Source organism: Serratia sp. NA_13, assembly GCF_052691735.1.
The window spans coordinates 583,400-598,720 of record NZ_JBQZFV010000001.1 but is presented as its reverse complement, the minus strand read 5'-3'; the positions used below and the strand labels follow the sequence as shown (position 1 = coordinate 598,720).

The 15,321-nt window shown below is 54.5% G+C and carries 15 protein-coding genes, 1 pseudogene and 1 other annotated feature; of the genes and pseudogenes, 7 read left to right on the top strand and 9 right to left on the bottom strand.

Annotation, left to right across the window (positions count from 1 at the left end; all coding sequences use genetic code 11):
* Positions 1–100: 100 nt before the first annotated feature.
* Positions 101–745, top strand: a complete 645-nt coding sequence (gene ompW, locus ACUTSU_RS02725) for an outer membrane protein OmpW (RefSeq protein ID WP_445650719.1) — start codon at positions 101–103, stop codon at positions 743–745.
* A 47-nt stretch (positions 746–792) separates the two neighbouring features.
* On the opposite strand, the gene ACUTSU_RS02720 is transcribed toward ompW, so the two are convergent.
* The 6 genes and pseudogenes from ACUTSU_RS02720 to ACUTSU_RS02695 form a co-directional block, all read right to left on the bottom strand.
* Entirely contained in the window at positions 793–1,107 is a 315-nt protein-coding gene (locus ACUTSU_RS02720) for a BON domain-containing protein (protein ID WP_445650720.1), read from the bottom strand.
* A gap of 219 nt (positions 1,108–1,326) precedes the next feature.
* Positions 1,327–2,133: a tryptophan synthase subunit alpha gene (trpA, locus tag ACUTSU_RS02715; RefSeq protein ID WP_445650721.1), complete on the bottom strand. Its 807-nt coding sequence runs from the start codon at positions 2,131–2,133 to the stop codon at positions 1,327–1,329.
* Entirely contained in the window at positions 2,133–3,326 is a 1,194-nt protein-coding gene (gene trpB, locus ACUTSU_RS02710) for a tryptophan synthase subunit beta (RefSeq protein ID WP_445650746.1), read from the bottom strand. Before trpB ends, trpA begins: the two co-directional genes overlap by 1 nt.
* A 28-nt stretch (positions 3,327–3,354) precedes the next feature.
* Positions 3,355–4,716, bottom strand: coding sequence for a bifunctional indole-3-glycerol-phosphate synthase TrpC/phosphoribosylanthranilate isomerase TrpF (trpCF, locus tag ACUTSU_RS02705; RefSeq protein ID WP_445650747.1), 1,362 nt, complete (start codon positions 4,714–4,716; stop codon positions 3,355–3,357).
* Between the two features lie 3 nt (positions 4,717–4,719).
* A pseudogene (trpD, locus tag ACUTSU_RS02700) lies at positions 4,720–6,315 on the bottom strand (bifunctional anthranilate synthase glutamate amidotransferase component TrpG/anthranilate phosphoribosyltransferase TrpD).
* Entirely contained in the window at positions 6,315–7,877 is a 1,563-nt protein-coding gene (locus ACUTSU_RS02695) for an anthranilate synthase component 1 (protein ID WP_445650722.1), read from the bottom strand. Before ACUTSU_RS02695 ends, trpD begins: the two are co-directional and overlap by 1 nt.
* Positions 7,878–7,902: 25 nt before the next feature.
* Positions 7,903–8,006 (bottom strand) — a sequence feature (Trp leader region).
* 243 nt (positions 8,007–8,249) lie between these two features.
* On the opposite strand from ACUTSU_RS02695, the gene rnm reads away from it, so the two are divergent.
* From rnm to rluB, 5 genes are all read left to right on the top strand, one after another.
* Positions 8,250–9,137, top strand: coding sequence for an RNase RNM (gene rnm, locus ACUTSU_RS02690; RefSeq protein ID WP_445650723.1), 888 nt, complete (start codon positions 8,250–8,252; stop codon positions 9,135–9,137).
* 48 nt (positions 9,138–9,185) lie between these two features.
* On the top strand, positions 9,186–9,806 hold the full coding sequence (locus ACUTSU_RS02685) for an L-threonylcarbamoyladenylate synthase (protein ID WP_445650724.1): 621 nt from the start codon (positions 9,186–9,188) through the stop codon (positions 9,804–9,806).
* A gap of 115 nt (positions 9,807–9,921) precedes the next feature.
* Positions 9,922–10,281: a Rap1a/Tai family immunity protein gene (locus ACUTSU_RS02680; RefSeq protein WP_135316798.1), complete on the top strand. Its 360-nt coding sequence runs from the start codon at positions 9,922–9,924 to the stop codon at positions 10,279–10,281.
* 261 nt (positions 10,282–10,542) lie between these two features.
* Positions 10,543–10,746, top strand: coding sequence for a hypothetical protein (locus ACUTSU_RS02675; protein WP_445653736.1), 204 nt, complete (start codon positions 10,543–10,545; stop codon positions 10,744–10,746).
* A 216-nt stretch (positions 10,747–10,962) separates the two neighbouring features.
* The gene (rluB, locus tag ACUTSU_RS02670; protein WP_135316797.1) at positions 10,963–11,859 is read left to right on the top strand and encodes a 23S rRNA pseudouridine(2605) synthase RluB; all 897 of its coding nucleotides are present in this window, start codon (positions 10,963–10,965) and stop codon (positions 11,857–11,859) included.
* 44 nt (positions 11,860–11,903) lie between these two features.
* Here rluB and cobO read toward each other — a convergent pair whose 3' ends face one another.
* Positions 11,904–12,494 carry a cob(I)yrinic acid a,c-diamide adenosyltransferase gene (gene cobO, locus ACUTSU_RS02665; protein WP_445650726.1) on the bottom strand — a complete coding sequence of 197 codons (591 nt, stop codon included), beginning with the start codon at positions 12,492–12,494 and terminating at the stop codon, positions 11,904–11,906.
* Between the two features lie 13 nt (positions 12,495–12,507).
* Positions 12,508–13,269 carry a YciK family oxidoreductase gene (locus ACUTSU_RS02660; protein WP_445650727.1) on the bottom strand — a complete coding sequence of 254 codons (762 nt, stop codon included), beginning with the start codon at positions 13,267–13,269 and terminating at the stop codon, positions 12,508–12,510.
* Between the two features lie 359 nt (positions 13,270–13,628).
* On the opposite strand from ACUTSU_RS02660, the gene sohB reads away from it, so the two are divergent.
* The gene (gene sohB / locus ACUTSU_RS02655) at positions 13,629–14,675 is read left to right on the top strand and encodes a protease SohB (RefSeq protein WP_445650728.1); all 1,047 of its coding nucleotides are present in this window, start codon (positions 13,629–13,631) and stop codon (positions 14,673–14,675) included.
* A 47-nt stretch (positions 14,676–14,722) separates the two neighbouring features.
* Here sohB and ACUTSU_RS02650 read toward each other — a convergent pair whose 3' ends face one another.
* Positions 14,723–14,974 (bottom strand): YciN family protein, encoded by a 252-nt coding sequence (locus ACUTSU_RS02650; protein WP_135316794.1) that lies wholly within the window; start codon positions 14,972–14,974, stop codon positions 14,723–14,725.
* Positions 14,975–15,321: the final 347 nt, after the last annotated feature.

Below are 15,321 nucleotides of genomic sequence, written 5' to 3'. Positions count from 1 at the left end.
ATTAAAACTTTTACACATAAGATGTGATCTCGATGGGATCATAAACACCCGTAAGTAGGTATATTCCCTCTGGATGATAACCATACAAATGGAATGGATAATGAAAAAGACAACTCTGGTGGTATTGGCGGCAATGATGACGCCTATGTTGGCAAGTGCGCATCAGGCAGGTGATTTTCTGTTCCGCGCAGGTGCTGCTACTGTGCGGCCAAATGCCGGATCGGACGACGTGTTGGGGCAAGGCTCATTCAGTGCCGACAATAATACTCAGCTTGGTCTGACCTTCGGCTATATGGTAACGGACAATATTGGCGTCGAACTGCTGGCCGCAACGCCGTTCCGTCACAAGGTAGGACTGAACGGTTCCGCGGTGAACGGGAATATCGCGACGGTACGCCACCTGCCACCGAGCTTGATGGCGCAATATTATTTTGGCGACAAGCAGGACAAACTGCGTCCGTACCTGGGGCTTGGCGTTAACTACACCACCTTCTTCGATGAAAAATTTAACGATAACGGCAAAAGCGCCGGGCTGAGCAACCTGAGTTTGAAAGACTCCTGGGGCGTAGCCGCGCAGGCGGGCCTGGATTACAACCTGGATGAGCACTGGATGCTGAATATGTCAGTGTGGTGGATGAACATCGAAACCAAAGCTCGTTTTGACGATGCGGACGGTAATCATCACAGCATTGATACGCGTTTGGATCCGTGGGTGTTTATGTTCGGGGCAGGGTATCGCTTCTGACAGGGATGAAACAGGGAGGCGCATGCAGCGCCTCCGTTTTATTTTTACTACTTGATATTCATGACGTTTTCAACGGATTTTACACCCGCGATGCCACGAGTCACCTGCACTGCGCGGTTGGCATCGGCGCTTGAACTGACAAAGCCGCTCAGTTGCACACGACCTTTAAAGGTCTCGACACTGATTTCGGTGGACTTGATGGTTTTATCCGCCAGCAGCGCTGACTTCACCTTGGTGGTCACTACCGTATCGTCAATATAACCACCAGTCCCTTCAGATTTCGCTGTTGGCGCGCAGGCACTCACTGCGAATGCCACAACGGCTGCCATGCATAAGACCGAAAGAGTTTTAAATAGCTTCATAAATTACTCTCCATGCAATGTTATTGTTGAAACTATATTCGGGTTTTCACCTGAAAACGTAGCGCATTTCCCCAAATAAAGAAATGCCCGACGCGCAGGGTTAATTGTGAGACAAGAATCAGGTTTGTTCAAATCGAAGGTGTAAAAAAATAGCACAACTTTGAAGAGAAACAATATGTTAACAACGGGCGTAGATTATCTATGCCCGTTGCTGGTCAATCATGCCCGGGTTGCGGCTTTCATTTCACTGACGAAGGTCGCCAATTGCGCCAGCATTTCGGCCGGTTGCGTATGGTTTTGTTCGATAATCTTGACGATCGCGGAACCGGATATCGCCCCTGCAGCCCCTGCCTGCAGCGCATCACGCACCTGGGCCGGCTCAGAGATACCAAAGCCTTGCAGCGGTGGTGCAGCATGGTATTCACGCAGTTTGTTCACCAGATGATGCAGCGGCAGCTGGGCACGGCTTTCGGTTCCGGTTACGCCTGCACGTGACAGCAGGTAGGTGTAGCCCCGGCCATGTGAGGAGATTTCACGCAGTAAATCGTCGTCTGCATTTGGCGGGCAGATAAAGATTGGCGCGATACCATGACGGATAGCGGCGGCGCGGAAGGGCGCTGACTCTTCATACGGCACGTCGGCAATCAGCACTGAGTCTACGCCCACTTCGGCACAGCGTTGGTAAAACGCATCGATACCTTTATGGAATACCAGGTTGGCGTACATCAGCAGACCGATAGGAATGCCGGGGTGTTTCTGGCGGATGGCGGCCAGCATTTCGAAACACTGAGTCGGCGTGACGCCAGAGGCGAATGCGCGCAGCGCCGCACTTTGAATGGTTGGGCCGTCAGCCAGTGGATCGGAGAAGGGGATACCTAGCTCCAGTGCGTCGGCACCGGCTTCAACCAGAGTATCGATGATTTGTAATGACAGTGCCGGGTTAGGATCGCCGAGAGTCACGAACGGGACGAAGGCGCCTTCCTTGTTGCTTGCCAGGCGGTCGAACAGTTGCTGGTAACGTTCCATCAGATTTCTCCCCGTGCTTTCAGAATGTCGTGAACGGTAAATATGTCTTTGTCGCCGCGGCCGGACAGGTTAACCACCAGGATCTGTTCCTTTTGCGGCGTTTCACGGATCATTTTCAGCGCATGAGCCAGGGCGTGTGAAGATTCGAGCGCCGGGATAATCCCTTCGCTACGTGACAGCGCTTTGAATGCGTCCAGCGCTTCGTCATCGGTAATCGACACGTACTCGGCGCGACCGATACTGTTCAGGTAGGCGTGCTGCGGCCCAACGGAAGGGAAATCCAGCCCGGCGGAAATGGAATAGGACTCTTCAATCTGGCCTTCGGAAGTCTGCATCATCGGTGCTTTCATGCCGAAATAGATACCGACGTGGCCGTGTTTCAACGGCGCACCGTGTTGGCCGGTTTCGATACCGAGGCCGGCAGGCTCAACGCCGATCAGCCCTACGTTGGTATCATCGATAAAGTCGGCAAACATACCTATGGCGTTGGAGCCGCCACCGACGCAGGCCAGTACCGCATCCGGCAGGCGGCCTTCACGTTCCAGCATCTGCGCTTTGGTTTCTTCACCGATCATACGTTGGAATTCACGCACGATAGTAGGGTACGGGTGTGGGCCGGCAGCGGTGCCTAACATATAGTGGGCGGTTTCGTAGCTGCCGGACCAGTCGCGCAGCGCTTCATTACAGGCGTCTTTCAGCGTAGAAGAACCGCTGTGCACCGGGATCACTTCCGCCCCCATCAGGCGCATGCGGAATACGTTTGGTGACTGGCGCTCAATATCTTTGGCACCCATATAGATGCGGCATTTCAGACCGAGCAAGGCGCAGGCCAGGGCCGAGGCCACGCCATGCTGACCTGCACCGGTTTCGGCGATGATTTCGGTTTTACCCATGCGTTTGGCCAACAATGCCTGACCCAACACCTGGTTGGTTTTGTGCGCGCCGCCGTGCAGCAAGTCTTCACGTTTCAGATACAGCTTGGTTTTGGTACCGGCAGTGAGGTTTCTGCACAGCGTCAGCGCCGTTGGACGACCGGCGTAATTTTTCAGCAGGTCGATAAATTCAGCCTGAAACTCTGGATCGCGCTGAGCGCTGACAAAGGCTTCTTCCAGTTGTTTTAAGGCCGGCATCAGAATCTGCGGCACATATTGGCCACCAAATTCGCCGAAGTAGGGGTTAAGCAGCGTCATTATAGTTCCCGTTATTATCCGTTAATGATTTTCAGTAAGCGCGCAGGGTTTGGAACACCGCCGACAGGCGGGCAGGATCCTTAATGCCGGGCTGGCTCTCAACGCCGGAGTTAAAGTCCAGACCGGCACAGCCAAGTTTGGCCGCGTCAACACAGTTATCCGCGCCCAGGCCACCGGCCAGCATTACGTTTTCAAGGTTTTCGCCGTGCAGTACCGACCAGTCGAAGCGCTGCCCGGTACCGCCCGCGCCGTTATCCAGCAGGTAGCGGTCAACGTGCTGCAAATCGCGCTTTGGCAAATGGTCTTTCACGCTCAGCGCCTTCCAAATTTGGCAGTCGGTCGGCAGTACGGCACGCAAGGCGGTGATATAGGCCTGATCTTCTGCACCGTGCAGCTGCACTGCCTTCAGACCCAGGCGCTCGACGGTCTGAACTACCGTTTCTACCAGTGCGTCACAGAACACGCCGACGTATTTTAGTGGTGCACCGGAAATCACTTCGCGGGCACGATTGATATCAACATAGCGCGGCGAGCGTCCGACAAAAATCAAACCACCGTAGACGGCACCGGCCTGATAAGCCGCGGCAGCATCCTGCGGACGGGTCAATCCGCAAACTTTATTGTCGCCGAGTATCACTCTGCGTACGGCAGCACGCAGGTCGGTTTCCGACATTAATGCGCTGCCAATCAGGAAACCGTTGGCAAAGTGGCTCAATTCGCGGATCTGACCGTAATTGTTGATGCCGGACTCGCTGATCACCGTCACGCCGTGTGGCACACGTGGCGCCAACTGACGAGTGCGCTCCAGGTCGATACTAAGGTCGCGCAGGTCACGGTTATTGATGCCCACCACGCGTGCTTCCAGAGCAATGGCCCGTTGCAGTTCTTCAAAACTTATCACTTCAGTCAAAACGCCCATATTCAGGCTATGGGCCACTGCGGCTAACTGGCGGTATTGATCGTCATTAACCACCGACAGCATCAGCAGGATGGCATCGGCCTGATAGAAGCGCGCCAGGTAAATCTGATACGGATCGATAATGAAATCTTTACACAGCACCGGCTGTGTCACCGTTTTACTGACCAGCGGCAGAAAATCGAAGCTGCCCTGGAAATATTTTTCGTCGGTCAGCACCGAAATTGCCGAGGCAAAATCCTTGTAGACCGAAGCTATTTCTACCGGATCGAAGTTTTCGCGGATCAGCCCTTTGGAAGGGGATGCCTTTTTACATTCAAGAATAAACGCCGTTCTGGCTCCCTCTAGCGCGTGGTAAAAACCGCGTTCACTTGGGACGATTTCATTTTGAAAACTGGCCAGTGGCTGTTGTTGCTGTCGTGCTGCGACCCATTGCGCTTTATCACGAACAATCTTGTTGAGCACGGTTTCCTGCATCATTTATCCTCTTACTGCCAGTGCGGTGACACGCTCGTAAGCCTGCCCGCTGTGAATCATGTCCAGTGCCTGCTGCGCATTTTGGCGCAGGTCTTCTTGCCCGAATAACTTCAACAGCAGCGCCACATTAGCGGCTACCGCAGCGGCGTGCGCCGGGTCACCTTTACCTTGTAACAACCTTGCCAGAATGTCACGATTTTCTTCTGGCGTGCCGCCCAGCAGGGCTTCCAGCGGATAGCTTTGCAGCCCGAAGGACTGTGGCGTCAACTGATAGCTTTCAATTTCGCCGTTGTTCAGCTCGGCCACGTGGGTTGCCGCGTGGATCGCCACTTCGTCCATACCGCCACCGTGTACCACCGCCGCCCGCTGATAACCGAGTACGCGCAGGGTTTCAGCAATCGGCAGCACCAGTTCCGGGCTGTAAACGCCGATCAGCGCCAGAGGTGGACGCGCCGGGTTGATCAACGGGCCGAGCACGTTGAACACCGTGCGGGTTTTCAACTGCTGACGAACCGGCATCGCATGGCGGAATCCGGTGTGGTACTGCGGGGCGAACAGGAAGCACACGCCCAGTTCGTCCAGTGCCTTACGCGCTTCGTCTGCCGGTAAATCCAGACGAATACCAAATGCTGCCAGCAGATCCGATGACCCCGACCGGCTGGATACGCTACGGTTGCCGTGTTTGGCTACTTTTGCGCCGCACGCCGCCGCTACAAAGGCGCTGGCGGTGGAGATATTAATGCTGTTGGTACCGTCACCCCCAGTGCCGACGATATCGGCAAACGGGTAGTCCGGGCGCGGGAACGGCAGGGCATCGGCCAGCAATGCCTTGGCCGCACCGGCGATCTCTTCCGGGTGTTCGCCGCGGATTTTCATGCTGATCAGCGCGGCGGCCAATTGGCTTGGCTCCAGTTCACCACGCACGATGGCGCTGAATAACTGCTGGCTTTCCTGCTGGTTCATCGATTCTGAACGGTACAGTTTTTCAAGAATAGTTTGCATCGTCGTTTCCCCTCATTGTTTCGCCAGCGCCCAGGCCAGAGTTTGCTCAAGCAAACGTGCGCCATGGGTGGTCAGGATCGATTCCGGATGGAACTGGAAACCGCATACGCGATGCTGGTCATGACGGACTGCCATCACCATTTCGCCAAACTGGGCGTTAACGGTGAGCTCGGCCGGGATATTGCTGCCAACCAGTGAGTGGTAGCGTGCCACCGGCAGGGGATTCACCATACCGGCAAACATGCCTTCGCCATCGTGGCTGATGGCCGAGGCCTTGCCGTGCAAGATCTCACCGGCCGGGCCGACGTGACCACCGTAGGCTCCGACAATCGCCTGATGCCCCAGACAGATGCCGATAATCGGCAACTGTCCGCGCAGGCGCTGCAACAGTTCCGGCATGCAGCCGGCCTCGGACGGGGTGCCTGGACCCGGTGACAGCATCAACACCGGCTGTTCCAACTGATGCAGGCGTTCGATAATCACGTCGGCAGAGATCTGGTTACGGTAAATCACTACCTGATGACCGCTGGCGCGCAGTTGATCGACCAGGTTGTAAGTAAAGGAATCGACGTTATCGAGCAGCAAGATATCGGCCATCAGAACACCTCCTTGGCATGGTGCGCGCTGGCAATGGCACGTAGCACGGCACGTGCCTTATTACGGGTTTCATCGGCTTCCGCCTGAGGAACAGAATCCAGCACCACGCCAGCGCCGGCTTGCACGGTAGCAATGCCGTCTTCAACATACGCGGAGCGGATGACAATACAGGTATCCAAATCGCCGGTGGCGGTGAAATAACCGACCGCACCGCCGTAGCTGCCACGACGGGTGCCTTCAGAGGCGGCGATTAACTGCATGGCGCGCACTTTGGGGGCGCCGCTCAGGGTGCCCATATTCATACAGGCCTGATAGGCGTGCAGCACGTCGAGGTCGGCGCGCAGGGTGCCGATCACACGAGAAACCAGGTGCATCACGAAAGAGTAGCGGTCCACTTTGGTCAGATCGGCCACGTAGCGACTACCGGCCTGACAGATGCGCGCCAGATCGTTACGCGCCAGATCGACCAGCATCAGATGCTCGGCCAGTTCTTTATGGTCGGTCCGCATTTCCAGTTCGATACGGCTGTCGAGATCCAGATCCAGTGACCCGTCGGCATGACGGCCGCGAGGACGGGTACCGGCAATCGGGTAGATCTCGATCTGGCGGTTGCCGGCGTCGTATTTCAGCGCGCTTTCCGGCGAAGCACCGAACAGGGTGAATTCGTCATCCTGCATAAAGAACATGTATGGGCTTGGGTTGTTGTCTTTCAGCGTCTGGTAAGCGGCCAACGGGGCCGGGCACGGCAGTGAGAAACGGCGTGACGGCACCACCTGGAAGATTTCGCCCTGACGGATGGCCTGTTGCAATTCGCTAACCACCGCACCGTATTCTTCGTCGGTCTGGTTACAGCTCAGTTGCATATCTTCCAGCTTCTGGTGCGGGATAGGCTGCGGTGTCTGTTTCAATTGCACACGTAGCTGTTCCAGGCGCTGTTGCAGGCGCTGTTCTTCCGCCATATCGGCCGTGAAAACGCTGGCCTGCAGACGGGCAACGCCGCGCTGATGATCCAGCACCAGCAGGGTTTCCGCCAGATAGAAGCAGAAGTCCGGGCAGCGGCTTTCCTGGCGCAGTGCCGGCAGTTCTTCGAACCCGGCGACCAGATCGTAGGCAAACAGGCCGCCAAGCATCACCGCTTCACGTTCGTCAGCCGGGGAATCAACCAAGGTTAACAAGGTGCGTAGTGCGTCAAACACTGACAGCGAACGCAGGCGGGCATCTTCATCCTGAATGGCGTCAATCACCGGGAAGGTCAGTTCTCGTCCATTAGGGCGCACCTGGATCTGGACTTCTGCCGGCAGGGCCTCATCCAGCAGTGTCAGCATCGCCGCGCCGTTGGCGGTCAGCGCCTGTAGCGTCACGGTGCGGCCCAGTGCGGTGATGCGCAGAGCGCTGTCGAGCACCAACAGACTTTGCAGGTTTTGCTTGCTGTTGATCTCAGCCGATTCCAGCAGCAGGGTAGCCGGACGAGCGCCACACAACTGGTGGAAAATAGTGGTTGGATCGCCCCGGTAACTGGCCTCCGCCTTCAGTAATTTGAGTTGTGGTTTGATGTTCATCATTGGTGGTTCCAGTTAAAATTTGTCCATAAAAAAGCCCGCGTTACCAGCGAGCTTAGGAAATCTGCAGTGTCAGATGACAGGTATGCGTGATTACTCCGCCCGAGAAAGGGAGTGGCGCCACCAACTAAGAAGAGAAGTTTGCTTATTCATTTCTGTGCTCTCTTATTTATCATCCAACCAGGGAACTGCCCTGAACTTGTGTACTAGTTAACTGGTTCGCAGGAACAAAGTCAACCCTCTTTTCGCACAATGTTTTAGCACCAGGCGTGAATTGTTTTCATCAAGGGGAAGGGGCCGTGACCCAGAATAGATTTCCGTCCGGTGGGCGATCGCGGGTATGATAGAAGGCCAAGCCATTGCCGGATATTCCTTTTGACAGACAGCAGCCCCCAGCCCTCCGCCTTTACTCTCTACGACTTACACAGCCACACCACTGCCTCTGACGGCTATTTGACGCCGACGCAGTTGGTGCAGCGAGCGGTTGAAATGCGGGTGGGTGTATTGGCGATTACCGATCATGACACCACCTCCGGCCTGGCCGCTGCGGCCGCCACCATTGCTGAATTGTCGCTGCCGTTGCAGCTGGTTAACGGGGTGGAGATCTCCACGCTGTGGGAAAATCACGAGATTCATATCGTGGGCCTCGGGATTGAGGCCGAACACCCGGCGATGGTGCAACTGTTGGCCGAACAGACCGAACGCCGTAACTTGCGTGCTCAGGAAATAGGCGTGCGGCTGGCTAAAGCGCGTATCGACGGTGCTTTTGAAGGTGCGCAAAAGCTGGCGGACGGTGGTGCAGTGACCCGTGGCCACTTTGCCCGTTATCTGGTGCAGATCGGCATGGCCGATAATATGGCTCAGGTGTTCAAGAAATACCTGGCCAAAGGCAAAACCGGTTACGTTCCGCCACAGTGGTGTACAATAGAACAAGCCATTGATGTGATTCATCAATCCGGTGGCCAGGCGGTGATCGCTCATCCGGGTCGTTACGATCTGACGGCCAAATGGCTGAAGCGGTTGCTGGCGCACTTTGCTGAACATGGCGGTGATGCCATGGAAGTTGCGCAGTGTCAGCAGGCACCGCATGAGCGCTCGCAACTGGCAAAGTATGCGCAAGAATATCAATTACTGGCATCGCAGGGTTCTGATTTCCATCAACCCTGCTCGTGGATCGAACTGGGCCGCAAACTGTGGTTACCCGGTGGTGTTGAACCCGTGTGGCGTGACTGGCCGCAGCCACAACTGGCCAAGATCGATTGATTTAACGTGGGTGACGCCGCCCGCGTGCATCATTTTTAGGAGCAAGTCATGAGTCAGCTTTTTTATATTCATCCCGACAATCCGCAACCGCGCCTGGTTAATCAGGCTGTGGATGTGCTGCGTAAGGGCGGGGTGATCGTCTATCCCACAGATTCAGGTTACGCACTGGGTTGCAAGCTGGAAGAGAAGTCGGCAATGGAACGTATCTGCCGCATCCGTCAATTGGACGGCAATCATAACTTTACGCTGATGTGTCGCGACCTGTCCGAGCTGTCGACCTACGCTTATGTCGACAATACCGCGTTCAGACTGATCAAGAACAACACCCCCGGCAACTACACTTTCATTCTGAAAGCGACCAAAGAAGTGCCGCGTCGTTTGATGAACGACAAACGTAAAACCATAGGGTTGCGTGTGCCGTCTAACCCGATTGCGTTGGCGTTACTGGAAGTCTTAAACGAGCCGATGATGTCGACCACGTTGATGTTGCCGGGCAATGATTTTGCCGAATCCGATCCGGAAGAGATTAGCGATCATCTGGGTAAGCAGGTGGATCTGGTGATCCACGGCGGCTTCCTGGGCCAGCAGCCAACTACAGTCATCGATCTGACCGAATCCGCGCCGGAAGTAGTGCGCGAGGGCGCGGGCGATCCAGCGCCTTTTCGCTGATTCATTGCCGGGATTTTTGCTCATTATTCTGAAAAGTGGCTGAGACAGCGTCATTTAGGGTTAAAGCAGCTATTCTACAATATCAAAAATTGATAATCAGGCAGGATGCATAGCGATGATTAAACGCGTTTCTCTTTTAGCCGCCATATTGTTTTCCTCTGCGGCCAGTGCAGGTTTTTATTCTGGCAGCGCCTTGCTGTCTGAGACCAGCGGCTATGTGAAAAATAAAGATGGGGCAGCCACCGTTGCCGAAGCGCTCGATGGCGGGTTGTTTATGGGCTATGTGGCTGGAGTATTCGATACCTTTACGATGCAAGGCAACCGCAATATTTGCCCGGATGCCGGTATGAGCGTTGGCATGGCATCGGATGCGGTCATGCAGTATTTAAATGAACACCCGGAACAACTGCACTATTCAGCACCTTCGGTGATTATGCTGGCGTTAACCTCCGCCTATCCATGCGAACGTCATTAAAATTGTTCGTTTAGTGCGTATTATTTCATTAGGTGCGAAGCCTGTTTGTTAGCACCATTTTCCATAGATGAGCTCGATAAACGCTGTCATTTTACCCCTAGCACACAAGCCCCTGTTTGATTTAGGGGCAGGACGTTTAGGAGACAAAATGACAGCGTTTCGCCATGGCACTCTTTCTCTCGATTATCACGATTCCGGTTCAGGCCCACTGACGTTGCTATTGAACAAGCCTATCGGCAATATTCCTCGCCGCTTAACCGGTTGAGCGAATTAAGCTCCCCTCCAGCTTGTCGGCATATTTATTCACTGGATCGTGACGAAGATAACCTGCGTCAACAACAGGCATTTGCTGCTAACCATCCTTTCTTCTCGGTGGCGCGGCTGGAGCATGCTCGTACCCATCTTGGTATTCTCGAACAGCCGGAGGTGGTGTATCGCGAGGTCGTCAATTTCCTCGATAATTAATCGACCGCGGTTATTAATCTAAACGGCTCCGTGCCTGTTTTACCCTCGCGTGCTGATATTTCGATAATCGACCCGCAATAAAGTGGGTTTCAACCCCATAGAAAGCCTGTATAATGTGCGGTTCGATCTATGTAAACGTATTGTTACTGCTGTGGCGCCTGACGCCGCAGCAGTCATCCCCCCGACGCCTGTGAAGGCGACACTAGAGGTTGCTCAATGAGCGAGAAGTTACAGAAAGTTTTAGCGCGCGCCGGCCATGGTTCGCGTCGTGAAATCGAAACCATTATTGAAGCCGGCCGCGTCAGCGTCGACGGTAAAGTCGCCAAACTAGGTGATCGCGTTGAAGTGACCGCTTCAATGAAAATCCGTTTGGATGGTCACGTTGTCTCGATTAAAGAATCCGAGGAAGAAGTTTGCCGTGTGCTGGCGTATTACAAGCCGGAAGGTGAACTCTGCACCCGTAGCGATCCTGAAGGCCGCCCGACGGTGTTTGACCGCCTGCCTAAGCTGCGTGGCTCACGCTGGGTGGCAGTAGGGCGCCTGGACGTCAATACCTCAGGCTTGCTGCTGTTCACCACCGACGGTGAACTGGCGAACCGCCTGATGCACCCAAGCCGTGAAGTTGAGCGTGAATATGCGGTGCGTGTTTTTGGTCAGATTGATGACGAAAAAATCAAGCAACTGAGCAAGGGCGTTCAACTGGAAGACGGCCCGGCCGCTTTCCGCACCATCAGCTTCCAGGGTGGCGAAGGCATCAACCAGTGGTACAACGTGACCCTGACCGAAGGGCGTAACCGTGAAGTTCGTCGTCTTTGGGAAGCGGTTGGCGTTCAGGTTAGTCGCCTGATCCGTGTACGCTACGGTGATATCGATCTGCCAAAAGGCCTGCCGCGTGGTGGCTGGACTGAACTGGATTTGCCGGCGATTAACTATCTGCGTGAACTGGTTGAATTGAAGCCGGAAACCGTTAGCAAGATGCCGATTGAGCGCGAACGTCGCCGCGTGAAAGCCAATCAGATCCGCCGTGCCGTCAAGCGCCATACCCAGGTTGCCGGCAGCGGTCGCCGCAGCACGGCAGGCAGCAAGCCTGGTAAACCAAGCAAGCGCAGTTAATCATCACGCCGCAACCCTCTTCGGGCTGCGGCGTTTTCGTCCTGTTACCAGTCAATTCCCTGCTGTGCCTTGATACCTGCGTCAAACGCATGTTTCACCGGCCGCATTTCCGTGACCGTATCCGCCAGTTCCAACAGCTCCCGATGGCATCCTCGCCCGGTGATAATCACCGTTTGGTGCGCGGGACGTTGTTGTAATGCCTCCAGCAGCTCATCCAGCTCAAGATAGCCGTAGCTGACCATATAGGTCAGTTCGTCCAGCAGCACCAGATGCAGGCTGCTGTCGGCCAGCATGCGCTTGCCGTGTTGCCATACGCTCTGACAAGCTGCGGTATCGCTGGCTTTATCCTGGGTTTCCCAGGTAAATCCGGTAGCCATTACCTGAAATTCAACGCCATGTTGCTGCAACAGGTTTTTTTCCCCGTTTGGCCATTCACCCTTGATAAATTGAATAACGGCGGCTTTCATTCCGTGGCCGACGGCGCGAGTAACGGTGCCAAATGCGGCGGTGGTTTTGCCCTTGCCATTGCCGGTGAAGACCAGCAGCAAACCCCGTGCGTCCTGGGCGGCAGCGATACGGGCATCGACCTGTTCTTTCAGGCGCTGCTGACGTTGTTGGTGGCGATCTTCAGCCATGGTAAAGCCCCTTTTATTCGGCGGCGCCGGGTTTACGGTTTGGCTGGGCGTCGAAGCTCATGCCGGTTTTACGGCGGCTGTCATCGCCCATCAGATAGAGGTAAAGCGGCATAATATCCGTCGGGGTTTTCAGCTTGCTTTTGTCTTCATGCGGGAATGCAGTTGCGCGCATTTGAGTGCGCGTTCCACCAGGATTGATGCAATTTACCCGAAGATTGCGACTTTTATATTCATCGGCCAACACCTGCATCATGCCCTCTGTGGCGAACTTGGACACCGCATAGGCCCCCCAGTTAGCGCGCCCACTACGGCCTACGCTGGAGCTGGTAAATACCAGCGATCCGGCATTGGATTTCAATAGCAGCGGCAACAGCGCCTGGGTGAGCATCAAGGTCGCGTTGACGTTCACCTGCATCACCTCGTTCCACATCTCCATCGACAGTTCGGCCATCGGGGCGATATCGCCCAGCAGTCCGGCATTATGCAGCACACCGTCGAGGCGGGGGACATGAGTAGCCAATTTATCGGCTACCTGTTGGCATTGTTCCTGAGTGGTATGCAGCAGATCCAGCGTGATGATGTAGGTTGGCGCACTGCTGAGTTTGGCGATTTCGGCTTGCACCGCCTGCAGTTTGCTTTCGGTTCGGCCTAACAGCACCAGTTGCGCGCCGAACTTGGCGTAAGTGAGTGCCGCTTCGCGACCGATGCCATCACCGGCACCTGTGACCAAAATAATACGTTTTTCCAGCAAATCTTGTTTAGGTTGGTAATGCACAATAATTCCTCGCGCCTTGGTGGCTGGTCTCCCGCTTGTATCGGGGAGCGGAGTGGGTTGAGAGGCCATAACAGGAGCTAAGGCTCGACCGCATGCAGGCCCCACAGCGAATTTGGCTCATCATGTTGATGAATAATCCGTGTTATATGCCTTAAATGGATCGTATTTTCAATGATTAGGCTGCAGAATCGGCATTCTTTTGTAACAAAAATGGAACAGCAGCAGCTTGGTTAAGCCCCAGTGCGCCCACATAGTAAAGAGGTATCACAAGGAATTTTTATTTAGCCGCGACAGCCACTGCGTCGGTTGGCTAGAATGAATGAGATCATACTAACAACCTGTTAATAAAGGCGGAATCTGTGGAGTTTATATCTGTTTACGGCCTGTTTTTGGCCAAAGTCGCGACGGTAGTGATTGCCATCGCCGCGCTGGCGTTGCTGGCGGTCAGCCTGGGGCAACGTAAGAACCGCCAGAAAGGGGAACTGCAGCTGACAGACCTCGGCGAGCAGTATCGGGACATGCAGCGTGATATGCGCCTGGCGCGCATGGGCGATGCGGAACAAAAGGCCTGGAACAAGCAGTTTAAAAAACAGACCAAGGCCGACGATAAACTGAAGAAACAACGCGCTAAAGCCGGTGCGGTTGAAGCCACCAAGCCTTGCTTGTACGTGCTGGATTTCAAAGGCAGCATGGATGCCCATGAGGTGGCCTCTCTGCGTGAGGAAATCTCGGCGGTGCTGGCGGTGGCGACGCCGCAAGACGAAGTGTTGCTGCGGTTGGAAAGCCCGGGTGGGGTGGTACACGGTTACGGCCTGGCGTCATCGCAACTGGCACGTTTACGCACCGGCGGTATTCGCCTGACGGTAGCGGTAGACAAAGTGGCGGCCAGCGGGGGCTATATGATGGCCTGCGTGGCGGATCGCATTGTTGCGGCTCCCTTTGCCATCATCGGCTCAATCGGCGTCGTGGCGCAAATCCCCAACTTTCACCGCCTGCTGAAAAAGAACGATATTGATGTAGAGCTGCACACTGCCGGTGAGTTCAAACGCACGCTGACGTTGTTTGGTGAAAATACTGAGCAGGGGCGTGAGAAATTCCGTGAAGATCTGAACGACACCCATGAGTTGTTTAAACAGTTTGTGCATCAGCAACGTCCATCGCTGGATATCGACAGCGTGGCGACCGGTGAACATTGGTTCGGTACCCAGGCAAAAGAGAAAGGACTGATTGACGCCATTGGCACCAGTGATGATTTACTGATCGCTGAAATGGAGAATCACGAGGTGGTCGGGGTGCGCTATGCACGTCGCAAACGCATGATGGATCGTTTTACCGGCAGTGCGGCAGAAAGTGTCGATCGTCTGCTGTTACGCTGGTGGCAGCGTGGTGAAAAGCCACTGTTTTAAACCGGATGATTAAACATCAAGGGGGGCTAACACCCCCTTTTTAATGCTTAGTCGACTAAATGATATTTATCAGAAAACACGTGGGCCAAGTGTTTAAACATATTAAATACTGCGGTAGTTTTTATTGTTGGCAATCCATCCGGATCCAAAAAGAATTCACCGCGGAAAACTAAAACGCTGCCTTTTTGTTCAACATCTGTGGCAACCATACCTTGCAGATAATCATCATGCTGACGAATTAGATTATTGGCTTCTTCCAGCAGGGCTTCACGGGCAATAGGTGAGGTTTCAGTGCGCATTTATTACACTCCAATGAAAAATTCTGCACATATTCTAACGCCAGTTCGCATTTATCCGCAAACAGACTAAGGGTTATTTGCCGTCTGGATGGCCAGCACAATCTGCCGATTGGCGAAATCTGCCTTTCCGTGCTAATTAGGTTGCGTGACGCTTTTTATCAGGTACAGTGTGGGATTTTGCGGCGTCGGGTGGAAGGTTTTGTTTACGCCATAAATGAGTTTCACACAGCCATACTTCTGGGGCATGGGTGAATAGCGGCCAGGATCAACAACTTGCGTTCAGGTTGAGCAGTTAAGCAGCCAATAGAAAAAAACATGTTGATCTCTTGCCAGAGTGCCGCAATATA